This is a genomic window from Bacteroidota bacterium, from assembly GCA_016715425.1.
Lineage (GTDB): Bacteria > Bacteroidota > Bacteroidia > Chitinophagales > BACL12 > JADKAC01.
The window spans coordinates 1097302-1122220 of record JADKAC010000005.1 but is presented as its reverse complement, the minus strand read 5'-3'; the positions used below and the strand labels follow the sequence as shown (position 1 = coordinate 1122220).

Below are 24919 nucleotides of genomic sequence, written 5' to 3'. Positions count from 1 at the left end.
TCCAAGGTGCATGCATGTTCCTCAAAATGCATAAATCTGTGTTTGGTTTTGGGAATCTTCGGATAGAATCCTAATATTATTTTATCTTAATATTAATTTCACAAAAGGAAATCTACGGTTATTATAAACTACACAAACATTTAAAACCATTTAAGATGGAATCAAACACGCAACAAGCTTTAAATTTTATAAAGACAAATAACTATACTGAAATTAAAGCAGGGAAGGAGCGAACTACTTTTTTAGAAATATGGATGGTTGTGGTAGATAACAGAATTTTTGCAAGGTCGTGGGGTTTTGCAGAAAGAAGTTGGTACAATACATTTTTGTTAGATCCCTTTGGACAAATAAAATGCGGAGAAACTATTTATAACATTCAAGCAGCGATTCCAAATGATATGAATGCATTGACAACAAGTATAAATCAAGCTTATATTGATAAATATAATTTTGGAAAAAATATAGAATATGTAAGTGGAATAATTCAACAAAATCATATTGACAAGACAATAGAATTTATTGTGCTTTAAAAAAAAAACTTGTTTTGAAAATAGTTTTTAAAAGAGCGCAATTGTAGAAATATAAAATATAAAATCATTCAAAAAAAATAAAACAGATATTGGACAATCACTTGTAAAAAATTATCTCCACATTGTATTCAGCACAAAATATAGAGAGGAGCTAATATACTCTCCAGTGGAAGAAGAACTGCATGCTTACTTAGGAGGAATTTGTAACGAATTAGAATGTCAACCTCTAAAAGTAGGAGGATATACTAACCATGTACATATTCTTTGTATGCTTTCAAAAAAAATAGCATTGATGAAACTGCTGGAAATAGGAAAATCACATTCATCAAAATGGATAAAAATAAAAGGTGAAGCTTATGAAAACTTTTATTGGCAAGATGGCTATGGTGCTTTTTCCGTAAACCCTTCTGAGGTAGATAGAGTAATAGCATACATAGCAAATCAGCATGAACATCACCGGAAAAAAGATTTTCAAGATGAATATCGTGCCTTTCTAAAAAAGTATAATGTAGAATATGATGAGAGGTATGTTTGGGATTAATTATAGTGTTGAGATTTATACTTACGGCCGAAGGCTGAATCTCGATTAGGGCCGAGGGCTGCACCACTCGGGTATTATATTACGCCCTTTCAGGGCTGAGGGCCACCAACCTACTCCAAGCCACGAAGTGGCGAAATACATTTGCAAAGGGTGGAGCCCATTGCAATAATGGGTATAGCCCTTTGCATTATTAGGTATAGCTCTTTGCAATAAAACCTGTAATAATTCCCTTAAATTTATTCCATGACTAAACATGGCATCATTAAATTTATCTTTTTCATTTTTCTTTTTTTGATATCCATTTCTCTATGTGCGGATTTTATTTTTACTAAATATTATACTGTTAGTTTTCCAAATAGTACATCCAATAAAATCCAACGATTATTCTATGAAACACATCCTGCAGGAGATACCAATCTATGGAAGTTCTCGTGCAGAAAAAGCGTATTACTGCGATTCTCTTGGTTCCAATTTTTATAATTATGGAATGCCAAGTGCAAGTTTTAAAGTGATAGAATTATTATTACAACCGGAATTACAAAAGCATAAAATAACTCCAATAATTATTGATGTGCATCACGATTTTTTTCAGCACGATGCTCAGGAAAATATTAATATCGCCACTTATATTCCATTTATAAATAAGTATGATACAATAAAAGATTTTTTAAAAGCAAATGACCGTTACAATAATTATCAACAAATTCCGGGATTGCGTTATTTTGGATTTTATACGGATTATTTAAGACCAGTAATAGAATCCAATAATAAGTCTGAAAATACTTTGTATTTAAAAGGTGGTGTCTTTGATACAAAAGTGTCGTCCACTAAATCTTTGCAAAAAAGAATTACAGTACGAGAATCAAAAAAATTACATTTTGAAATTGACCTCGAGGCGCATAATAGATTAATAAAGATGATAGAGAGTCATCCCGAAAGAAAATTCGTATTTGTAGTTAGTCCTTATCATAGCAGCGCAAAAAAAACTGTAGATAATTTTGAAGAGATGCTGACCTATTTTAATTATTTGGAAAAGGAATTAGAAAACGTAGTCTTTATCTATATTGATGCTGCCGGCTATACAGACGAGCTCTGGAAAGATACTATTCATCTGAATATTCTTGGTGCAAAAAAATTTAGCAGTGCATTGAGAATACAACTTCACAAGAGGGGAGTGATTTGATATTAGAAAACAATATTCATCACCAAAAAAATCTTACCTTATATTTATTTTTTATGATTGCGATTGCAGTAAATCTTCTTCCCGCATTAACTTTTTCAATATTTTGCCGGAGGGACTTTTCTGAAGTGATTCTACAAAACTAATATGCTGAGGGACTTTAAAATTGGCGAGATTCTTTTTACAATGTTGTAATATAAATTCTTCCTGATTATTCACATCTGCTTTTAACACTATTCTTGCTTTTACTACTTCTTCATGATGATCATCCATAATTCCATACACTGCAACTTCTTCAATAATTGGCAATTCTAATATTACATTTTCCACTTCACTCGGATATACATTTTCTCCTTTCACAATAATCATGTCTTTAATTCTATCTACAATAAACAAATGATTTTCATTATTTAAAAAACCCACATCACCGGAATAAAACCAACCATCTTCTTTTACACTATTTGTAAGTGTGGGTTGATTAAAATATCCTAACATTATATTGGGTCCTTTAATAGCAATTTCACCTATAGTGTTTTCCTGAACAGTAATTCTTTTATCATCTACTATTTTAATTTCAACGTTATTTACTGGAATACCTACAGAGCCTTGCATATAATTATGCCTGGGCACATAAGTGGCAAAGGGAGAAGTTTCTGTTAAACCATAACCTTGAAATATTGGTCGTGCAAATCTTGTTAACCAACTTTTTTCTGTTTCCAAAGCAAGCTTAGAAGCAGCAGAAAAGAAATAAGCAGTCCTATCAAATAAGGTATCATCGGATAAATTCTTTAGCAACAAATTATACACAAAAGGAACAGCAAAAAACAGAGTGATATTTTTATCATGTAGTATTTGATATAATTGATTCAAATTAAATCTGCGCATAATAACTATAGAAGTGCCACTATAAGTCATGCAATTTAGGATTGCATTTAATCCAAAACAATGTGAGAAGGGTAGAAATAAAATTGTACTGTCGTGGATATTGGACTGATAACATTCCTGAGCAGCTTTCATATTAGTTTCAATATTACCGTGCGACAATAAAATTCCTTTCGCTTGTCCGGTGGTTCCCGATGTATATAAAATACCTAACGGGTCATCGGCATACAAATCAACTATATCGAATGTTTGAGAAAATTGCTTGCTGATAATGAATGATCTTGAAGTACACATTTCCATTTCATCCAGCACAATCGTTTCATTATTAAATTCTATTTCCTGTTGGGCATGTAATGCTTTATGACGAATAAATAATTGTGGATCGCAGTCATTTAAAATAGCGTTTATTTCTCTGGAAGTTAATGTAACACCGATAGGGACTACAATTGCACCCAACCGGATTATTGCATTATAAATAATTACAAAATCAATGGAATTATAAAGTTGAAGAACAACACGATCTCCTTTATTTATATTTTTTCGACGAAGAAAATTTGCAAAACAATTTGCAAGATTCTCTATTTCGGAAAAAGTAAAATCTTTTTCAAGGTCATTAATAAAAACATTATCAGGAAACGATTTCGCTTTTTCTCTTAAATAATTACTTACATTCATAACTACTCAGATTTTCTTATAAAATGTTCTACATTTATTAATATGTCAGCACATGCTTCTTCAAGCAATCCGTTATCATTAATATCCTTTTCAATTCTTTTAATATAATCATCCAAAGGATGATCATTATCATTAAATACAAAAGGATATTTCCCATTTTCAGGTTTGCCGCAAATCTGCATTATTGCTTTATAAACCTTATAAGTTTCTGGAGATAAATGTTCTTCCACAATAAAATCCTGATCCATTTTTCTCACACGAAGATCAACAGCCTGCACTGCAAATATTAATGAGATAGAAATATATTTTCTAAACAAGTCAATTGATTTAGCAGTAAGTAATGCAGAATTAAATCCCTGACTATTTATATTCTGATTAAATTGTTCTGCATGTGTTGGAAATTTATCGGCAATACTATTTCCATAAAACAATAACATGGGCATAATAGAATTTGCAGTTATCTGCAATCCTTTTAAACCCATATTAATTTGGTTTGTGCTATTTCCTGTTAAAGAAGAAGGAAGTCCCGAATTAAATTCAGGCATCACCAACATCGCAATTTGTGCATCTAAATGTTTAGAAATTAATCCTACATATTGACGTATCTGATCCATGGCAATAGCAATATATTCTCCTAAAAAATTACCACCATGAATCAATTGAAAATTATCCATATCAATTAATGGATTATCCGTAACTGAGTTAGCTTCTATTTCAATTTGCTTATTTATAGTTTTAATTCCATCAGCAACAGGTCCTAAAAATTGCGGAATACATCTGATAGAATATCTGTCCTGATATAATCTGGATTCTCCTGCTATTAATTCATCATTTTTCCGAACAAGTGAAGATCCTTTTAATAAATGTCTTACTGTTTTCGCTATAAATATTTGACCCTCATGAGGTTTTTGCTGATGAATAAAATCTTCAAAGGGTTGAGTGGATGCAATTAATGACTGCAACATCATTGCATGCACTTGCAATGTCAAAGCAAATAGTGTTTTTAATTCTTTTAAATTACATGCGGCAATTGCAGTGAGCATAGCCGTACTATTTACCAATGCCAATCCTTCCTTTGGTTGAAGTTGAATAGGTTCTAAATTATATTCATTGCAAATGGATTCACCAGATTTTTCAATGTTATTATGTAATACTTTAAAACATTCCCCTTTTTCAGTAATGGCTCCTGCTATATATGAAAGCGGAACAAGGTCACCACTTGCACCAATAGAACCTAACTCATGCACTCGTGGAACGATGTTATTATTTAAGAAGAAAACATAGCGTTCAATAATTGCAAAACGAATTCCGGATGCACCTTTTATTAATGCATTGCATAAGATAATCATAGCACCACGCACATATTTATCAGGTAAATATTCGCCCGTTCCTGTCTTTAAAAAATAAATAAGATTATCCTGAAGTGTTTGTGTTTCCTCATGACTTAAAATATGTTTTGCCATTCCGCCAAAGCCGGTATTTACACCATAAATGGCTTTATTCTCAATAGATAACTTTTGAATAAAATGATGGCTCTCATTTATTTTATCAATTATTTTTTTATCACCGGTGAGTTTTAATTCACATTTATTATTTGCAATTAAAACTATTTCATCAATGGATATTTTATCACCATTAATTTCAATACAATCAGAAGCCAATAAATCCTTTTTCTTTTGGGTTTGAGTTCTCATTTGGAAATGCCATTTTGTGTTTCATATGCAATCTAAAAAGATTTTGTTATAAAGAACAATAATTTATGTTTCTTTTGAAAACTCCAATCGAGTATACACACCATTAATGACCAATTCTAATAGCCATACTTCCCGGTTGTAGTTTATTTTCAAGCATATCCTGCAAAGCAGATGGCAATGCGGCAAAGGATGTGTGACCGGATAAAACAGGATTTATTTTTTTATTAGTTACGAGTTCATTTAAACGAAAACACTCTTCACGGTTTGCATAATGTGAACCCTGAATTCTTTTGTTGTACAGCCATAAATATCTGAGATCGAAAGAACCTAAATATCCTGAAGTGCCGGCACAGGTAACTACCATACCTTCTCGATCGCAAACATATAATGAAGTTGCAAACGTATCTTCTCCTGAATGTTCTAATACAATTTTTGGATAACGATTACCTGTAAGCTTTAATAGGTCCTTTACAAATGGTTTTACATTTGTCCTCCAATTTTCCTGATGATCTGGTTTTAGATCAGCAGATAATAATGCACCCCAATGATTATAATCTGATCTTTTTAAAGTGGATACATCCATCTTTTCACAATACAATTTTTTTTCATCAGAATTAACTACTCCGATTGGAATTGCTCCTGCATTTTTTATTATTTGTGTAGCCATTGAACCTAATCCTCCAGCGGCTCCCCATACCAACACAAAATCACCGGGTTTCACTGTATGTGGAGTATAATGTGTTAACATCCGATAAGCGGTAACACCACTCGCCATATATACGGCAGCTTCATCCCAACTTAAATGTTTTGGTTTGGGTAAACATTGAAAATCTTTTACAACACAAAATTGCGCATATGCACCATAGTTAGTTTCATATCCCCATGCACGAAAAGATTTTGAAGTAGTTGGATCTCCACCATTTAAATTATGTGTTTCATTTTTATCATACCATCCACCTTGCACAACAATTTCATCTCCTACTTTAACATCCTTTACTGCATTGCCAACTTTATAAATTATTCCGGAACAATCAGATCCTAATATTTGAAAATCATCAGCAGTTTCATTCCGTTTTTGCATTAAGTCTATCATATCAATCGGATATGCTTTTGCAGCCCAAATCGAATTGTAATTTAAGCCAGCAGACATCACTGCAATTAATACTTCATCATCTTTTATCTCAGGTATTTTTATTTCTTCAATTTGAAACGCATTGATGGGTTCGCCATATCTTTTTTGACGCAGCACCTGAGCATACATATAGTCGGGAATAATTCCAATAGGAGGCAAGGTTCCGGGTTCAACAATTCTCATAAAGTTGTTTATTAATAATTATGAAAAATTTATTTTATGCATAGCGTTTACGCAATTCTTTTCGCAAAATTTTTCCTGTTGCATTTCGAGGCAATTCATTTACTATTTCAACTCTTACAGGTAATTTAAAATCAGCAAGCTTATCTTTTGCCCAGGCTCTTAATTCTTGCAATTGCAAAGTAGAATTATTGGCTACTATAACAGCGCAAATATTTTCACCATAAATTTCATCAGGTATTCCAATTACTGCACATTCTTTTATCTGTGGATGTTGGTTTAATACCAATTCAATTTCGGCAGGATAAATATTAATTCCTTTTGCGATGATAAGATCATTTTTTCTATCCACTAAAAATAAAAATCCCTGCTCATCCTGATAACCCAAATCACCTGTAAGCAACCAACCGTCTTCTTGAAATATTTTTTCATTTTCACCAGTAGAATTCCAATATCCCTGCGCAATAACTTTTCCTTTTATACAAACTTCACCAATATCATTTGCAGAAACAGTTGCTTTATTTTCATCTATTATTTTTAACTCTACACCTGAATATGGTTTCCCTGCTGAGCGCAATAAATTCTTTTGCTCAGAATCCGTGTTCAATAATATTCTTTGATGATCGTCGAAGCGCAATGCTGTTGCAATCCCACAAGTTTCTGTGAGTCCATATCCTTGCGTGAAAAAACAATTGAAAGTATTGTAGCATAATGTTAATTGTTCTGCATTAATAGGAGAGCCTCCGTATTGAATATTTTGCAAGGAACTGAGATCATATTCTTTCACTTCATCTAAACTGCAAATTACCTGCATCATTACCGGCGCAAGAAATGCATTTGTGATTTTATATTTTTCTATAAATGCACATGTTTCAATCGGATCAAAATATTCTAACAACACATTTGTACATCCTGTATAAACTCCGAAAATAAAATATCCTAATCCCACAATTGCATACCATGGAGCAGCAATTAAATTTACTGATGCCGGACCAAATAGGGGAGTTTCATTGCGCAACGATAAATAGATTTCATAGATGTTGTTATAATTCATCTTCACACCTTTTGGCCGACCAGTTGTACCGGAAGTATAAATTAATAATGCAAGATCATCTTGATTTACATCAGCAATTTTTGGGTAGTTTATCTTTTGCTTTCTAAAAATGGAATTGCTGATGGAATCTATACTATTCAATTCAATATTAATTCCGTCGGCGGATTCTAAAATGAGTTTTTTAAAATTCTCACCATATAAAAATAGTTTGCAACCTGCATCTCTTAGTATGTAATTGATTTCATTAGCTGTGGATCTCCAATTAATGGAAACCGGAATTATTCCGCTTATTAAACAACCGTTTACCAGATGCACATAATTACTATTATTAAAATCTAAAAATGCAACTCTGTCGCCTTTAACAATGATATTTTCCTTAAACCAATTTGCAGCTTGATTTGCATATTTATTTAATTGCGCATAGCTGATATGTTCGTCTTTAAATATCAAAGCAATTCTTTCCGGATATGTCTCTGAAGCGTATTGTAAAATATGTTTGTAATTGTTAATCATAGTTATAAAAATTGCCAACCAAGGTGAGTGCCGCCATTTACCGGCAAAGTAATTCCGGTTATATAAGATGCATCCTCACTTGCGAGAAAAGCAACCGCCGAAGCCACTTCATCAGTAGTGCCGATGCGTTGCAATACATTTTGTTGAGAACGTAAATCCAATTCTTCCTTCGAATAATTATCTAATACAGATGGCGTAGCAATTAATCCGGGCACCACAATATTTGCAGTAATACCATGCTTGCCTTCTTCTGCCGCAAGTGTCCATAGTAATTGTTCGAGCATAGATTTTTGCATATTATAAATTGCCATGCCGGGTACTGAAAAATGATTCGACATACTACCGATTCCAATCCATCTTCCGAATTTTTGTTGGCGTTGAAAATCAATTACCGCAGACATAATTATCAGCAGATGATTTATGTTTTCTTGTATATTAATTTCAGAAATTGCCGTAGATAATCCAATCAGCTTTTTTCTTTCTGATTTTATGCGCAGATTATTTACAACCACATGTGGCATTCCATTTATTTGCAAAAATTGTAACAGATCAGCACATCCTTCTTTTGTAACGAGGTCAGTGGTAAAAAATAAATGCTCCTTATTTGTCAGTGTATCATTTATTTCTTTAAGATGTTTTTCATTTCTGGAAACAGCAATTATAGTATAGCCAATTTTTTCAAGATGTAAACAAATGGATTTACCGATACCGTTTCCAGCACCTGTAACTAATGCGAATTTCTTATGTGTGTCTGCCGTCATTTCGGTACTTTATAAATTGCAGCACCACCTGCATATCCTGATGCTGCAGTTGTCATTAAAATAATTTTTCCCGGAGTTAATTTTCCTAGTTCAAAAGCCTGTGTAAAAGTTATAGGAAGTGTACCTGCAATAGTATTTGCTGCTTTATCAATACTCACTTCCATTTTCGAAATTGGTATTCCTAATTTTTCAGCCACTCCTTTCATAATTAAATAATTAGCCTGATGCGGAATAAAAATATCTACATCACCCGGTTTAATTCCAAATTTATCACAAGCCTTTTGTGCGATATCAGCCATTAATTTAATAGAAATCTCAACCATCTTTTTACCTGATACAGTCATTACCGTACCATGCAAACCCTGAGTAACAGTTTCAATACTTGCAGGCATAACAGAACCTCCTGCAGGCACATAAATATTTTTTAATCCGGATCCATCCGCAAATAATTCACTTACCATAAAACCTTCATTAACATCACAAGCACCTAGAATAAATGCAGCACCACCATCGCCAAAAATGGGACAAAAAACAGGATCATCTTTGCGCACAAATCTTGATTTAATATCAGCACCAATTACGCAAACATATTTCAATCCTGTTTGTACTAATCGGATTGCATGATCTAATGCATAAATAAATCCTGCACAACTTTCAGTAGTATCTCCAACAGGACAAGTTGCTCCCAATAAAAATTGTACATTACATGAAGCGGCTGTATTTGTATAATCCGGTGTAGAAGTTCCCAATAAAATTCTATCGAGATCTGTTGCTTTAATTCCAGCTCTTTTCAAAGCAATCTTTGCAGCTTCTGCAGCAACATCACTTGTTGCAATATTATCAGGTGCAATATGTCTTGTATGAATGCCAATTTTATTACGCACCATTTCCACATTAAAATCAAGCCCATACATCTTGCTTAATTCTTCATTGGTAATTGGATTACCCGGCAAGTAAGAACCCACTCCTAATATTTTTACACCTAAGCCCTTCATGTTATACATTTAAAATTAATCCACCATAAGAAATTCCTCCCCCCACTGCAACCAACATAATAGAAGTATCTTTTTTAATTCTATTATTTTCAACTGCATTATTCAACGCAATTAATATAGATGCTGATCCGCAATTTCCATATTGAGATATTAAATCAATAGTATTTTGTTTTTCAATACCCGATGCTTCGCAAACTAAATCAAGCAATTTTTTATTTACCTGATGCGGAATTAAAAGATCAATATTTTTTTCATTTAATCCTGAATTCTGAAATAATATATTTGGAATTCCTTTCCAGAGTTCTTTTACAAAGTCTGCACTTTCTTTTCCCATTTGCATTAAATACGCATTGTTGTCAAGGTCATCTTGATTCGGTGGCAGCAGTCCCGGAGTACCCATTGTTCCTGAAAATTTTCCTTCACTTCCTAAAAAAGCAGTTGCAATACCTTTATTATCATCCGTAGTTTTTGATAAAATAATTGCAGCGCCACCATCACCCACTGCATATAATAAATTTGTATCTGTGCCTGTAACTTTAGTAGGTGTTTCACCGGATGCAATTAAAACATGTGTTGTTCCTGCATGAATAAATTGCGCTGCTAACATCAAAGCATACACAGAAGAAGCACAACCAGTTTTTATTTCAAATGAGGGACATTGCAAACCTAATTTACCGGCAACATAAGTTCCCATGCTGTTGGTGTATTTTGAAGAAGTTACAGTTACTGCGATAAATAAACCGATTGCATTTTTATTTAATCCGGATTTTTCCAACGCTTTTTTTGCAGATGCTTCCATAAGATCTGCTGAAGTTAATTCGGTATGTGAAATTGGAGTTCCGGGGGTATGTGTCCAATATCGGTTTTCATATCCCAATTCATTTTCAATAAAATCTAATTTGTAATTCTTTGTTTTAAAAACTTCTTTCCAATTATTTCCAAAACGCATTTGATGAATTTCAGTATTACTTACAAACCTTCCGGGAGAGGGGAATGCGGAGGCTGTAGAAAGAATTTTTATGCCCCACAGTTCTTGTATTTTCAAACCATGGATTTCCATTTCAGGATAATTTATTTTCAATTAAAGTTAATAAATCTCCAACGGATTTAAGTTCTATCAATTCAGCGGTTTCAATATTTATATTCAGCAGCTTTTCTATCCTGGTCATAATAATCATGTTGTTTATAGAATCCCATTTATCTAAATCAGTTGCAGAATATTCATCCTTTAAAACCAAATTCGGGTCTTTAAACACCTTACTGAATACTCCGGTTATTGCAATTCGTATTTCATCTCGCTCCATAAAGCAATATTAGTTTATTTTACTATATAAATAATTTTGAAGACTTTTACCCTTATGGTTTTCAATACCTTACAATTCTTGATATTTCTTCCGGTAACGATTATGCTGTACTATTTACTGCCTTTTCGCTTTCGGTGGATACTGTTATTAATTGCAAGTTATTTTTTTTATATGTCCTTCAAGCCGGCTTACGGTTTAATATTACTCAGCTCCACATTTATTTGCTGGTATTTAAGTTTATTAATAAGTAAAGAAACCAATAAGCGAAAAAGAAAATTACTTCTCATTACAGGAATTATAGCGGATGTAGGTATTTTATTTTTCTTTAAATACTTTAATTTTTTCAGTGAAACTATTTCTTCTCTATTTACTGGTAATTATAATTCTGTATTTAATACACATGCACTTTTATTGCCAATAGGTATTTCCTTTTACACTTTTAAATCGCTGAGTTATCTGATAGATGTTTATAGAAAAATAGCAAAACCGGAATATAATTTTGGATACTTCGCTTTATATGTTTCCTTTTTTCCGCAGTTAGTTGCCGGACCAATTGAAAGAGCAAATGATTTATTACCACAATTAAAACAACCTGCAACATTCAAGCAAGAGGATATTGAATATGGAGTAATACGCATTGTTTGGGGCTTCTTTAAAAAGGTGGTTGTTGCGGATACTGTTGCACTTTATGTAAATTTTTCTTTCGGAGATATCAGCACTGCAAATGGTGCACAATTATATATTGCATTGTTATTTTTTGCAGTACAACTCTATGCTGATTTTAGTGGCTATTGTGATATTGCAATAGGCACTGCTCGATTATTTGGAATTAAACTCAGCGAGAATTTTAATCGTCCTTATTTATCGAAAAGTATATCCGAATACTGGACTCGCTGGCATATTACATTGACTATGTGGATTCGTGATTATGTGTTTATTCCATTGAATAAAGGTGTTGAAGCGTATTGGAGAATTTATATAAATATTATAATTATTTTTTTATTGATAGGACTATGGCATGGTGCAAGCATCAATTTTTTAGTGTTCGGATTATTGAATGGAGTGATTGCTGTATTGCAAGCGATATATGGCCGGATTTCATTTTTACCAAAATTTAAATCCTTTGCCGGACAGATATTTTTAACGGTATGGACATTTCATCTTTTGCTATTGAGTGGAGTAGTTTTTCGGGCAAGAAGCTTTAGCGATACACTTTTATTTTATAGGAAAGTATTTACAGAATTTAATATCAGCACAAGAAATATTTTAAATGGATTCTCAAGTTATGATTTTATTATTTGCTGTTTTGTAAGTGCCTTATTTGTAGCATCTGTATATCTACCCAGGAATTTTTCTTTCAAATACAAATACCTGTTTTTATTTGTTGTAATAACTCTTATTGTTTTATTAGGGAGAAATAATGCAGAAACATTTATTTATTTTCAGTTTTAATTTATTTCACAAATGGCATAACATACATTCCGTATTGTTGTCTGATTTGCAAAAAATACATGCCATGACTCAGAAAGGAAACGTCGAGAGAATATTCTTTAATGGGTGGGTAGAAATCTAATCTAAGATTATAAATAGTTTGACCAATTACATTATAAATAGAAAGTGCAACATCATCTATTTGAGTACTTGTAATAGTGATATTGATATTATCAGAAACAGGATTCGGATATAAACTTTCTACAAATAATTCTCCTTTGTTTCCAACCGCACATTTCGCTTTTCCCAGCACACGATAAAATTCTTTTGTAGTTGGATTTTCACAAAAAATTTCTTTAATAAAACTCTTTGCATAATGATAAACGGTATCAGGCAATGCAACATCATGTGCTGCTCCCTCACCGGAATAAAACTGATAGGTATAACCATTTGCTTTATACATTTCCGTTAATTCCCAACTGCCATATAAGCTTGGATAGGGGAAAGGCTCATAACAAAAAAAAGCAGGTCCTACAAAATAAGGAACAATAGAATCGCAAGTGCCATGAAAAAATAAAAATGGAATTTCTTTGCGCAATAATAATTCAGGTTGTTCAATTCCACCTGCTTCGGTAATAAGTGCTATAGGATTAAAATTGGTATTAATAATATCATTTCCAGAAGTATCAATACTTCCCATTTCATCAAGAAATTCAGGTCGGTAATCTTCCTGTTCTGCATAAGTTGCAAACATTATTAAACGAGAACCCGCACTATTTCCTTCCACTATTATATAATTCGTATCAATACCGTAGATATCTGCATTCGCTTTTAAATAACGCAATGCCGCCCGCACATCTTGCACTGCTCTGTATGTTGCTTTAAACAGATCAATTGTATCTCCACCGCAACCATCTTCCTGCTCACCATTATCCCATCCCAATCTATAATTTATAGTTGCATACACAAATCCCGCTCTTGCATATAAATATCCAAGATCAACAGAACCCATACTGTTTTTATCTCCGCCAACCAAACCACCGCCATGCACAAACATTATCAGCGGTTTTTTAATCATGGTATCTAAATCGGGATTTGGACGATAAATATCTAAGTATAAATCCTGAGCAATACCAAGATTATTAATTGCATCGCCATATTTAATATTCGCAATGATTTCAAGATCTACTGAATCAAAAATAGCTTGATCGAATCGCTCAACGTCACAATAATTTTGAGCGGAGGCAAATTTTATTAAATACAAGAAATAGGAAACAATAATTAAAAACTTCATGCAGAATTAATTGCTAATAAATATTTTTAAAGTTAATTCTTTTAAAAATAAACTGCCCTACAAATACAGCCTTTCAATAGCAACAACTGTTATCTGGGAGTTGACTATAATATCCATGTATTATTTTAGCCAGATGTTCATTTGCCAATATCAACTGCAATTATAAAATTAAAAGCACTTCAATGCCATTAAATAATGAATGAAATTTTAGCTAACCTTTCTATTATTAAAAAAAGAATAGATAATGCTTGCATAATCAGCAACAGAAATAGTAATGAGGTGAAATTATTATTAGCGACCAAAACTATTTCAGCAGATAAAATAACAATAGCACTTAATGCAGGAGAAACTTTAATTGGAGAAAATAAAGTGCAGGAATTAATAGAGAAATTTGAACCACTTAAAACCATTCCACATCAAACACATTTTATCGGTCATCTGCAAACCAATAAAATAAAAGAGGTAATTCTTTATGCAGATTGTATTCAATCTTTAGATAGAATAGAACTTGCAGAAAAATTGCAAAGACGTTTAGAATTTGAAAATAAATCAATAGATGTTTTTCTTCAGGTAAACACATCTTATGAAGAAAGTAAATTTGGAATGGCACCTGAAAAAATAGTTGACTTTGCACAAAAAGTAAATCAACTTGATCGGTTAAATATTAAAGGGTTAATGACCATCGGACTTTTTTCTGCGGACATAGAAAAAGTGCGCAAATGTTTTCGTTTACTTAAAAAATTACAACAACAAATTTTAGAAAAAGATATTCCTGTATATGAGCTTTCCATGGGAATGAGTGGCGACCTTGAAACCGCTATTGAAGAAGGCTCAACAATTATCAGAGTAGGTACAGCAATCTTTGGTAAAAGACCTTATCCTGATAGTTATTATTGGAATGAGAATAAATAGAGGATTGTTTATTTTTTTTCATTAGATATCATTTTCTTTCGTTGAAATTATTGTGAAAAAATAATCTCTCATGAACAAAAAGTAGAAAATAGAATTATATACTTTAAAATATTTTATAGGAATTAACATTGCAAAATATGAAAGCATCAAAAATTGTTGGAATTATTATTATCATTATCAGCTTGGCAGTTGCTTATGTGGGCATCAATAAAATTGATGATAATACTAAAGAGGTAAATTTATTAGGGCTAAAAATAAAAGCGTCTGACGAATCCGGTAAACAAGAAGGATACATTTATTTAGGTATTGCGGTAGCACTTTTTGCAGGGGGGCTTTATACAGTTGGTAAATCCAAAAGTTAAACGTTTCTTTCGTTTGGGCAGAGCCACATACTGAGGTCAATAAGGCAAATAGAATAATTCTAAAATTAGTAGTTCACCAATTTATAACTTAAATCGTTTCCTATTTATTCCGCTCCCGGAAAATCAAACACTTCTATCGAATCTATAGTGTCTGCATTTATTTTATTGCGGATATTATGAAATACCCTTTTAAAGAAATTTAGTGAGTCAACGGATATTGTATCGGGTATCCAAAGTGGACAATCATATTGCACCATCATCGAATCGGGCAATGCATTAAAACTTCCCCATGCATATTTTTTTGTATCAGGATCTTTCACCACTTTATTCATGAATTTTCCAAATACAGGTAAAGCCATTGATGCACCTTGACCTAAAGCCGTACTTCTAAATCTTACTGAAGGATCTTCTCCACCTACCCAAATACCGGCAACTAATTTTGGTGTAAATCCTATAAACCATCCATCGGTATTGTTTTGTGTGGTTCCTGTTTTTCCTGCAAGTGGAATACTGCCAAGTCCATAAGTTCCTCGCAATCTCGCACCAGTACCCTGATTTATTACATTGCGCATCATATCAATTAAGAGTGCAGAATTTGCCTGGCTAAATGCTTGTTTTCTCACCGGTTTTTCCTGAATAAAAATTGTATCACCAACGGAAGATTCAATACGAGAAATAAAAACAGGTTCAGTCCACGTACCACGATTATCAATAGTGCTATACACCTGAATCATTTCGAATAAAGAAATATCTGTTGTGCCTAAAGCAATTGCCGGAACAGAAGGAATTGAAGAAGTAATTCCCATTTTTTTTGCAAGACTTACTATATTAGAAATACCTGCTTCCATAGCAAGTTGCACCGCAATTGTATTTACAGAATATGTAAGTCCGCCTTTCATAGAATACGCACCTCCATATTCACCACCGGAATTTTCAGGCTGCCAATTATCATATTCAGGATATGTTCTCAACAGATTCGGAATCATGGTACAAGGATTAATTCCTGCTTCCAAAGCAGCGGCATATACAATGGGTTTGAAAGTAGATCCAACTTGTCGTTTTGATTTAACATGATCATATTTATAAGTACCGAAATCAATACCGCCAACCCATGCTTTTACATTTCCGTTTGAAGGATCCATAGCAAGAAATCCGGCTCGCAATAATTTCAAAGAATACTTTACGGAATCTATCGGTGAGATCGTAGTATCAATATCACCTCCCCAGGAAAACAAAGTTGTTTTCACTTGTTCTTCATTAAAAAAATCCAGAATATATTTTTCACTGTACCCTGCATTTTTCATGTGCTTATATCTGTCGGAACGCTTGATTGCATCGGTAACAACACGTTCCGCTTTACCCCATGGATTTCTATTAGCCCAATGACTTATAAATTGTGTTTGCAAATACTCCATATGTTCTTGCATAGCTTCTTCCGCATACTTTTGCAATCTTGAATCTATGGTTGTATAAATTTTTAAACCATCTGTATAAATATTAATAATAGTACCATCGGGTAACAAATGATCTTTGCTCCAGCTCTCCATATAAATACGCAAATATTCTCTGAAATAAGAAGCAGATCCTTGAGCACCTGTATCATTATTATAATCCAGTTCCAAGGGTAAGTTTTGAAGTGAATCAGAAATTGCTTTGGTCAGATATCCATTTACTTGCATTAATGCTAAAACAGTATTTCTTCTGCTTAAAGAACGCTCCGGATATAAACGTGGATTGTAAGTAGTATTTGCTTTTAATAGCCCGACAAGCACAGCACTTTCCTCTACCGAAAGTTCATGTGGTTTTTTATTAAAGAAACGCAAAGCACCTGCTTCGATACCAAAACAATTTTCTCCAAAAGGAACAGTATTAAAATATAAAGTCAGAATTTCTTCTTTGGTATAAATACGTTCAAGCATTCCGGCAATCATCATCTCACGCATTTTATTTACAGGCATACCAATCAGAAAAATATCTTTCCGCTGAAATAGGTTTTTTGCAAGTTGTTGTGAAATAGTACTTCCACCACCGGAGCTTTCATTATTTAATAAAATAGAATAAATCATTACTCGCATAAAACTTAAAAAGTCAATGCCGCCATGTTCATAGAACCTTGCATCTTCAGTGGCTACCAAAGCTTCAATTAATTGCGGTGGCAATTGCGCATACGTTGCATTTGTTCTATTCTCTATAAAATATTTCCCAATTAAAACACTGTCTGATGAATACACTTCAGATGCAGTATAATTTTTAATATCCCGTAACTCGGCTTTGCCCGGCATAAAACCAAACACTCCACCAAGAATTAATAAGTAAAATAAAAATAATGCGATTGCAAAAGAACCAATAATGTAAAGACCGTAAGAAGCTACTTTCACCGGAATAGGGTAAGCGCTTGCTATCGGATACACATATCTGTTATAGAATTTTTGAAAAAGGTTATTAAGCATGTGGCGTAAACCGTTAACTGATGTTACAATATTAGGCAGACAATTTTACATGCAGATAATTTTTGAACAAGAAGATTTTAACTTGTTATCAATACTGCCGGCCACCAATTTTAAAATCACGGACAATATTAAACCCAAATCGAATATTTAAATCGAAATTGCCTTCAGCATCTTTATCAAACACTTTACCTTGGGTATTGGCAATAAAGTATGTAGGAATAAGATAAGGTGAGTTAGTAATCTGCAATTGAAAAACATGTCCTTTGGTAATAAAGTCAAAACCAATACCCACATAATTTGTATAACCTTCCAGTAATTGATTTGGAAACGTATAGTAGTATTCACCATTAATGGCAACGTTTTTTGCAAATTGCCATTTTGCAGAAATACCAATTGCGAACACATCATTGCTTTCAGCTTTTGTTGCCACTAAATTTCTATGCACGAAAGAGGGAGCTAGTTGCATTGAAAATGCATCGTTGAATTTGCGAGCAATAAATATTTGATAAGCATAATTTAAACGATCAACAAAAAAAGTATCTAATAATGCATCCGAAGTATCAGTAATAATAGAAACATCTGCATATCCACTTAGACTTATAGGCATATTCTTTTCTCCTGTGCTTTGACGAAGAATTCTGCCTTTTGCATAGAGGTCATAAGTTTTATCAAAGCTGCTTCTACCGGCACCAACCATCAACCAATTAGTGGGTGCATAATCCATCGCTATGCGCATATTTGCACCGCCATCAAAACCAAAAAAATTGTAAAGAATACTGCTTGCATTATTTTGATAAATATCTCCGAAGCGATGCGAAATAACAAAGGTTGCAATTCCTTGAGGTTTTGTTTCTACAGAATATCCATTAATAATTCTTGGGTCATTAAAGGTTTGGTACGCATAATCTGTTTGTGCTGATGAATAGAAGGTTATGCAGCATAGTACTATTATAAAAAGTTGTTTCATCCTTAATTATTTAATGCCCCTTGATTTACCCAACTCGTAATTAATGCCCGTTCACATGCGGGTAATTGTGATCCATTTTTCGGCATAGGAGAAAATCCGTCGAGCCAATCCACTGCACCAACAAGTAAACCGCTAATCACAACATCACTTGCCATCACATTGGCATATGTATTTAAAATGATATCAGACTGGTGTGATTCCTCATTATGACATCCCGTAGTTGCACAATTGGTAAGCAATATAGGTAGTACATCCAAATTAAAAGAAACTGCTGCTGTATCGCAGACTTGTGTTCCCAGTAATTCTTCCGCATTATCGTAATAACAGGATTGGAAAAAACTGACAACAACCATCACAATTGTTCCTGTACAAATAATAAATATCTTGTTATATTTCTTTTTCATTGGCTTGCTGTAATTTTCAAAAATAAAAATAGTTTGTTAAATCTTTATGCAAATATGAAGATGTATCTCAGTTTCCAGAAATTATTTTCAATGGAAGTATGCGCAATTGAAATTTGGTAGCGTACAAAAGTTCATTAATTAATTTTAGTATCTATATCTTTTGTCATAAATATTTGAAATCTATAATTAGAAGATAATTTGAAGAGATTGAAAATCCTTACTTGTTGTAATTCAATATTAATTATTTAAATAGCCCTCTTCAATCCATATTCTGATTTTATCAATTTTACAATCAGACAACTTATCACCATCTAAAGGCATTGCCTCAAATCCCGGATCATGATTAAGTGCCCCATATAATCTACCGTCAGCAGCAACGGCCGCTACACCATCATAATTAGTAAGATCCATTGCACCTTCAGATGGGTTTGCATCATGGCATCCAAGACAATTAGAACTTAATATTGGCTGAATACTTCCTACATAGGTTACATTTAAAGTATCACATTCTTCTCCGCAACTATTATTTTTTGCACCCTGATTTATCCATTCTTTTAGTATTGCTAATTCATCCGAACTTAAGGGTGGCGCAGGAGGTGGAGGCATTCTGTCATCTAAATCTGATTCAATTATTGCTTCAATCATATCACTGTTATTTGCATCTCCTGGTTTCACAACATCACTTGCCATTACATTGAAATAAGTATTTAAAATAATACCCTCCTCATGTGTTTCCTGATCATGACATCCGGAAATAGCGCAATTACTTATTAAAATAGGAAGCACATCATTTACAAAATAACTGGTATCGGGATCACATGGAATTCCTTCTGAAGTTTCGCTGGTATCAATAATAGGTGGTTCAAGTGGCATATCGGAAAACATCAGTGGATTATGTGTACATGATGCAACCACAAACAACATAATAATGATTGTAATAAAAAGATATGTTCTATTTGAAATTTTTTTCATACTGGTTTTTAAACTTTTATACATAACTATAAAGTTCCGTTGTTGATTTTAAAATTTTGAGGACAAATAAGATGGGTTTCCGATGACTTTTGCTTTAACTAAATACTTGGCATAATATTTTAACTTCGTCGCAGATAAAAATCTACAACATGTTTAAATCAATTAAAATTATTTTTTCTGCATTATTCATTTCAATAACCCTTTTTTCATGTGATGGTTTAAATCTGCAAGATTTAAATCCAGCACTTACCGAATCACAAGTGGCAGCAGGATTAAAAGAAGCATTGAATGTGGGTACGGATACTGCCGTGACAAAGGGTTCTTTAACGAACGGCTATTTTTCAAATCCATTTATAAAAATTCCATTTCCGGAAGAAGCAAATGTGGTGATGTCTGTTGTGAATGCACTTCCGGGTGGCAGTGTTCTGGTAGATGCATTTGTGAAAAAATTAAATAGTGCAGCAGAAGATGCAGCGGTAAAAGCTACTCCAATTTTTAAAAATGCGATTATGAGTATAACCATTAATGATGCATTTAATATTTTAAATGGAGCGGACACAGCAGCTACAAATTATTTGCGTGTGAAAACATTTACTGATTTATACACCGCATTTAAACCGGATATTCAGGAGTCTTTAGAATCTGTGGGAGCGCAACAAGCATGGGAAGATGTAATAGATTTATATAATTCTATTCCGTTTACCGATCCTGTAGATACTGATCTTGCAAACTATACAACCAATAAAGGTTTAGATGGATTATTTTATTTGGTGGGAGAGGAAGAAGGAAAAATCAGAAACGATGTATCGCATCAGGTAACGGATATTTTACAAGAAGTGTTTGGGAAATAATTTTTAAATAATATGTTTGCGAAGGAAGATATTTTTATCTTCCTTTTTTTATTTAAAATCTATTTGATATCAAAGAAATAATATTAAGTGTTTGGATAGAAATTATTGCTGCATTCACCGGCGTGCTGAGTGTATGGTTTGCCAAGAAAGAAAATATTCTTGTTTATCCTATCGGATTAATTAGCGTGGGTTTATATGTGTTGATTTGCTTTTTTGCAAAATTGTATGCAGATGCTTTTATCAATTTATATTATTTCATCATTAGCATATTCGGCTGGTATTATTGGATGTACGGCAGGAAATTTCAATCCTCGGAATTAGATACGACTGAAAAGAAAGCAGTTATCATCCGCTCTTCATTTAAAGAAAATATCATTTTAATATTTCTCACATTATTGTTATTTGTAGGATTAGGTTTTCTATTACAAAATTTTACTGATTCAAATGTGCCGTGGGCAGATGCTTTTAATACTTCTATATTTATTATTGCCATGTATCTGATGGCAAAGAAAAATATTTATCATTGGATTTTTTGGATTGTTGGAGACTTAGCTTCTATTCCATTGTATATCTATAAAAATTTAAATGTTACTGCATTTCAGTATCTCATTTTCTTATTAATTGCCATTGCCGGATATATAGAATGGCGAAAAAAACTCAATGCACAAGTACACGATGCAAGCACTTAATATTATTATCACAGGTCCAGAATCCAGCGGTAAAACAACACTTGCCGAAGCACTTTCACAATCTTTGCAATTGCCATTGATACCGGAATATGCGAGAGAGTATTTACTTGCATTAGATAGAAAATATACTTTGGACGATGTGCTGCATATTGGCAAACAACAAATGCAAACTTTTACTCAAACTAAAAATACTCAAGCCATTATTTATGATACAGATGTATTGACCACTATTATCTGGTTACAAGATAAATTCAATTACAATAATTCTGCATTCAATGATTTCTGGAATAAAGAATCCAATTGTATTTACCTGCTTTGTAAACCTGAGTTTATTTGGGAAGAAGATCCGCTTCGTGAAGATGAAGGCAGAAGTGATATTTTGTATGAAATATATAAATCGCATTTAATAACTGCAGGTAAAAAGTATTTTGAAATTTCTGGTAATCAATCACAACGCATTCAGTATGCTAAGGAAATTATTGCAGAGTGTATTTCTGAATAATTCGTTTTAAAAAATTTACATAACTATCTTTGCATCATATCTCTTGGGGTGCTGCATATTGCGGCTGAGATTACACCCATTGAACCTGTCCGGATAATGCCGGAAAGGGAATATAAATCGCTTCTTGTAAAGGCCTCATTTACAGAAATAAAAATGAGTGCTGATTATGAAAAAAACTATCGTATTTCTTGCTGCTGTTTTGCAACTATCCATTATGGTTGTTGGGCAATCCACACTATCAGGAAAAATTATTGACACTGAAAAACATGCTATTGCCAATGCCCATATTTTTATTACAAATTCAGATACAATTCTGGTATCGGATGCAACAGGATATTTTCAAATTAAATTAAGTAATGGAGCACATCAATATAAGATAACACATATTGAATATGATACATTACATAATGCTATTGCAATTACAAAAGACACTACTATAACCATCACTTTACATGGACGTAATTTTCAATTTGATGAAGTAACTATTTATGGAATAAAATCAAATGAGAAAACACCACTTGCATATACAGAATTAAAACACCAAGAATTAAATGAAAATAATTTTGGTCAGGATATGCCCATATTATTGCAAAATACAGTTTCAGCCGTTGCTACTTCTGATGCAGGAAATGGTATTGGTTATACAAGCATTCGTATTCGTGGAAGTGATGCGACAAGAATAAATATTACATTAAATGGAGTACCGTTTAATGATGCGGAATCATCACAATCTTATTGGGTAGATATTCCGGATATTGCTTTATCAGCAGATGCAGTACAAGTGCAAAGAGGAATTGGATTCAGTACAAATGGTTCAGGTGTATTCGGCGCATCCGTTAATGTATTTACCAATCAATTAAAAGAAGAATCAGAAGCAACAGTAAGTACATCATTAGGATCATTTAATTTATTTCGCACGAATTTACTTTTTGCAACAGGCAGAATGAAAAATCATTGGTTTGTCGAAGGTTCAGGTTCTTACACAAATTCCAATGGTTATATAGATAGATCATCTGCAAATCTCAGATCAGTATTTCTCACTTTTGGATATCAATCCAATAACTATAAAAGTGTTATTAATATAATTAGTGGTAAAGAAAAAACATATCAAAGTTGGGGAGGAGTGCCAAAAGATTCTTTGGAAACAAACAGAACTTTTAATCCATACACTTACGCTAATCAAACAGATAATTATACGCAAACACATTTGCAATGGCATCACAATTTATTTTTTGATAATGAGAGCAATTGGAATATCACTTTGAATTATACAATGGGGAAGGGGTATTACGAACAATTGGAGCAGCAGCAAGATTTATATAGCTATGGAATTGAGGAAGTAACAGTAAACGATTCTACAATTTATTATTCAGATATGATTACTCAAAAGTGGTTGGCAAATGATTTTTATGGAATAATGACGGACTATAATTTTTTAATGAGCAATAAAAATAAGATTGTTTTAGGTGGAGCATATTTTAAATATCTGGGAAGTCATTACGATGAAGTTATCTGGAGTGATTATGGTTCAATCGGAGTTCCACCTTTCAGATATTCGGATAACAATGCAGTAAAGCAAGACGCAAATTTATTTGCGCAATGGCATTTTTATCCAACCAACAAAATTGAAATTATTTCAGACTTGCAATGGAGAACAATCAACTATCAGTTTACCGGATTTGATACGGAATTAAATACTGTTCCTCAAACACAATTTTACAATTTTATAAATCCAAAGATTGGTTTGTTCTGGAACATAAAAGAGAATTTAAATTCTTATGCTTATGTCGGTTACACATCTAAAGAACCCAACCGTGATGACTTTGTAAATTCAACTATTAATTCAAGACCATTACCTGAACATTTATTGAATGTAGAACTCGGAGTAAAATCAAATATTAAAGGATGGCAAATTCAACCGAATATTTTCTTTATGCATTATAAAGATCAGTTGGTTCTTGACGGAAGTATAAATGATGTAGGTGAATATACCCGTGTGAATGTTCCGGAAAGTTATAGAGCAGGATTGGAATTAAATGTATCAAAACAACTTTGGAGCGTTCTGGATATTTCTATGTTTGGAGCACTCAGTGATAACAGAATTAAAGATTACACACAATACATTGACAATTGGGATAACGGCGAGCAAATTGCAGAGACATATTCAAATACAATGATTGCTTTTTCTCCACAAGCAACCGGAGGTTTAATGATTAATTATTCTTTTTTAAAGGGATATGAAATGGCAAGTACAACATGGGATGCGCAAATTAATATTACTTCAAGATTTGTGGGAAGGCAGTATATTGATAACACAGAAGATTTGGAAAGAAGTTTAGATCCATATAATTCCAATGATCTGACACTACACATAAACTGTATCACTCAAAGCAAAAATAATATTGGTTTGGATTTTATGATTTCGAATTTCACCAATTCACTTTATGAATCCAATGCATGGGTATATCCTTATTTCTATGAAGGCAATTTTCAAGAATCCAACGGTTATTTTCCTCAAGCCGGCAGAGCATATTATTTAAAATTGAGTTTTACAATTTAATAGAGGTGTTGAACGAAACAACATTTTATATTTAATCAGCAAGAAATGAAAAAAGATAACATGCGCAATTTACTTTTGCAGAAA

The 24919-nt window shown here is 32.9% G+C and carries 23 protein-coding genes and 1 riboswitch; of the genes, 10 read left to right on the top strand and 13 right to left on the bottom strand.

The window, feature by feature from the left end:
• Nucleotides 1–155: 155 nt before the first annotated feature.
• The 3 genes from IPN31_10675 (at nt 156) to IPN31_10665 (ending at nt 2254) form a co-directional block, all read left to right on the top strand.
• Nucleotides 156–530 (top strand): DUF2255 family protein, encoded by a 375-nt coding sequence (locus tag IPN31_10675; GenBank protein MBK8682347.1) that lies wholly within the window; start codon nt 156–158, stop codon nt 528–530.
• Nucleotides 531–618: 88 nt separating this feature from the next.
• Complete coding sequence (tnpA, locus tag IPN31_10670) at nt 619–1071, top strand: IS200/IS605 family transposase (GenBank protein MBK8682346.1); 453 nt, start codon at nt 619–621, stop codon at nt 1069–1071.
• 388 nt (nt 1072–1459) lie between these two features.
• Nucleotides 1460–2254, top strand: coding sequence for a hypothetical protein (locus tag IPN31_10665; protein MBK8682345.1), 795 nt, complete (start codon nt 1460–1462; stop codon nt 2252–2254).
• A 51-nt stretch (nt 2255–2305) separates the two neighbouring features.
• Here the strand turns inward: IPN31_10665 and IPN31_10660 are convergent, their stop codons facing one another.
• The 8 genes from IPN31_10660 to IPN31_10625 all read right to left on the bottom strand — a co-directional run bounded on the left by IPN31_10660 (nt 2306) and on the right by IPN31_10625 (nt 11441).
• The gene (locus IPN31_10660) at nt 2306–3808 is read right to left on the bottom strand and encodes an acyl--CoA ligase (GenBank protein MBK8682344.1); all 1503 of its coding nucleotides are present in this window, start codon (nt 3806–3808) and stop codon (nt 2306–2308) included.
• A gap of 2 nt (nt 3809–3810) precedes the next feature.
• Nucleotides 3811–5502 (bottom strand): aromatic amino acid lyase, encoded by a 1692-nt coding sequence (locus tag IPN31_10655; GenBank protein MBK8682343.1) that lies wholly within the window; start codon nt 5500–5502, stop codon nt 3811–3813.
• Nucleotides 5503–5605: 103 nt separating this feature from the next.
• Complete coding sequence (gene ccrA, locus IPN31_10650) at nt 5606–6763, bottom strand: crotonyl-CoA carboxylase/reductase (protein ID MBK8682342.1); 1158 nt, start codon at nt 6761–6763, stop codon at nt 5606–5608.
• A gap of 88 nt (nt 6764–6851) precedes the next feature.
• Complete coding sequence (locus IPN31_10645) at nt 6852–8381, bottom strand: AMP-binding protein (protein ID MBK8682341.1); 1530 nt, start codon at nt 8379–8381, stop codon at nt 6852–6854.
• Between the two features lie 2 nt (nt 8382–8383).
• Complete coding sequence (locus tag IPN31_10640; protein ID MBK8682340.1) at nt 8384–9142, bottom strand: SDR family oxidoreductase; 759 nt, start codon at nt 9140–9142, stop codon at nt 8384–8386.
• A complete protein-coding gene (locus tag IPN31_10635) occupies nt 9139–10137 on the bottom strand; it encodes a ketoacyl-ACP synthase III (GenBank protein ID MBK8682339.1) in 999 nt (332 codons plus the stop codon). The genes IPN31_10640 and IPN31_10635 overlap by 4 nt, the downstream gene beginning before the upstream one ends.
• 1 nt (nt 10138) lies before the next feature.
• Complete coding sequence (locus IPN31_10630) at nt 10139–11197, bottom strand: hypothetical protein (GenBank protein ID MBK8682338.1); 1059 nt, start codon at nt 11195–11197, stop codon at nt 10139–10141.
• Nucleotide 11198: 1 nt separating this feature from the next.
• Nucleotides 11199–11441, bottom strand: a complete 243-nt coding sequence (locus IPN31_10625; GenBank protein ID MBK8682337.1) for an acyl carrier protein — start codon at nt 11439–11441, stop codon at nt 11199–11201.
• A 171-nt stretch (nt 11442–11612) separates the two neighbouring features.
• On the opposite strand from IPN31_10625, the gene IPN31_10620 reads away from it, so the two are divergent.
• Entirely contained in the window at nt 11613–12893 is a 1281-nt protein-coding gene (locus IPN31_10620; protein ID MBK8682336.1) for an MBOAT family protein, read from the top strand.
• A gap of 1 nt (nt 12894) precedes the next feature.
• Here the strand turns inward: IPN31_10620 and IPN31_10615 are convergent, their stop codons facing one another.
• The gene (locus tag IPN31_10615) at nt 12895–14166 is read right to left on the bottom strand and encodes a carboxylesterase family protein (GenBank protein ID MBK8682335.1); all 1272 of its coding nucleotides are present in this window, start codon (nt 14164–14166) and stop codon (nt 12895–12897) included.
• A gap of 195 nt (nt 14167–14361) precedes the next feature.
• On the opposite strand from IPN31_10615, the gene IPN31_10610 reads away from it, so the two are divergent.
• Complete coding sequence (locus IPN31_10610; GenBank protein ID MBK8682334.1) at nt 14362–15078, top strand: YggS family pyridoxal phosphate-dependent enzyme; 717 nt, start codon at nt 14362–14364, stop codon at nt 15076–15078.
• A 137-nt stretch (nt 15079–15215) separates the two neighbouring features.
• Complete coding sequence (locus IPN31_10605) at nt 15216–15440, top strand: hypothetical protein (protein MBK8682333.1); 225 nt, start codon at nt 15216–15218, stop codon at nt 15438–15440.
• Nucleotides 15441–15544: 104 nt separating this feature from the next.
• Here IPN31_10605 and IPN31_10600 read toward each other — a convergent pair whose 3' ends face one another.
• The 4 genes from IPN31_10600 to IPN31_10585 form a co-directional block, all read right to left on the bottom strand.
• Entirely contained in the window at nt 15545–17890 is a 2346-nt protein-coding gene (locus tag IPN31_10600) for a transglycosylase domain-containing protein (GenBank protein MBK8682332.1), read from the bottom strand.
• Nucleotides 17891–17978: 88 nt separating this feature from the next.
• The gene (locus IPN31_10595; protein ID MBK8682331.1) at nt 17979–18857 is read right to left on the bottom strand and encodes a hypothetical protein; all 879 of its coding nucleotides are present in this window, start codon (nt 18855–18857) and stop codon (nt 17979–17981) included.
• Between the two features lie 2 nt (nt 18858–18859).
• Nucleotides 18860–19261 carry a hypothetical protein gene (locus IPN31_10590; GenBank protein ID MBK8682330.1) on the bottom strand — a complete coding sequence of 134 codons (402 nt, stop codon included), beginning with the start codon at nt 19259–19261 and terminating at the stop codon, nt 18860–18862.
• Between the two features lie 237 nt (nt 19262–19498).
• The gene (locus IPN31_10585; GenBank protein MBK8682329.1) at nt 19499–20233 is read right to left on the bottom strand and encodes a hypothetical protein; all 735 of its coding nucleotides are present in this window, start codon (nt 20231–20233) and stop codon (nt 19499–19501) included.
• Between the two features lie 149 nt (nt 20234–20382).
• On the opposite strand from IPN31_10585, the gene IPN31_10580 reads away from it, so the two are divergent.
• From IPN31_10580 to IPN31_10565, 4 genes are all read left to right on the top strand, one after another.
• Nucleotides 20383–21084, top strand: a complete 702-nt coding sequence (locus IPN31_10580; GenBank protein ID MBK8682328.1) for a DUF4197 domain-containing protein — start codon at nt 20383–20385, stop codon at nt 21082–21084.
• A gap of 68 nt (nt 21085–21152) precedes the next feature.
• Entirely contained in the window at nt 21153–21773 is a 621-nt protein-coding gene (locus IPN31_10575; GenBank protein ID MBK8682327.1) for a nicotinamide mononucleotide transporter, read from the top strand.
• On the top strand, nt 21745–22275 hold the full coding sequence (locus tag IPN31_10570; GenBank protein ID MBK8682326.1) for an ATP-binding protein: 531 nt from the start codon (nt 21745–21747) through the stop codon (nt 22273–22275). The genes IPN31_10575 and IPN31_10570 overlap by 29 nt, the downstream gene beginning before the upstream one ends.
• Nucleotides 22276–22309: 34 nt before the next feature.
• A riboswitch (TPP riboswitch) is annotated at nt 22310–22402 on the top strand.
• Between the two features lie 39 nt (nt 22403–22441).
• The gene (locus tag IPN31_10565) at nt 22442–24835 is read left to right on the top strand and encodes a TonB-dependent receptor (GenBank protein ID MBK8682325.1); all 2394 of its coding nucleotides are present in this window, start codon (nt 22442–22444) and stop codon (nt 24833–24835) included.
• Nucleotides 24836–24919 lie beyond the last annotated feature (84 nt).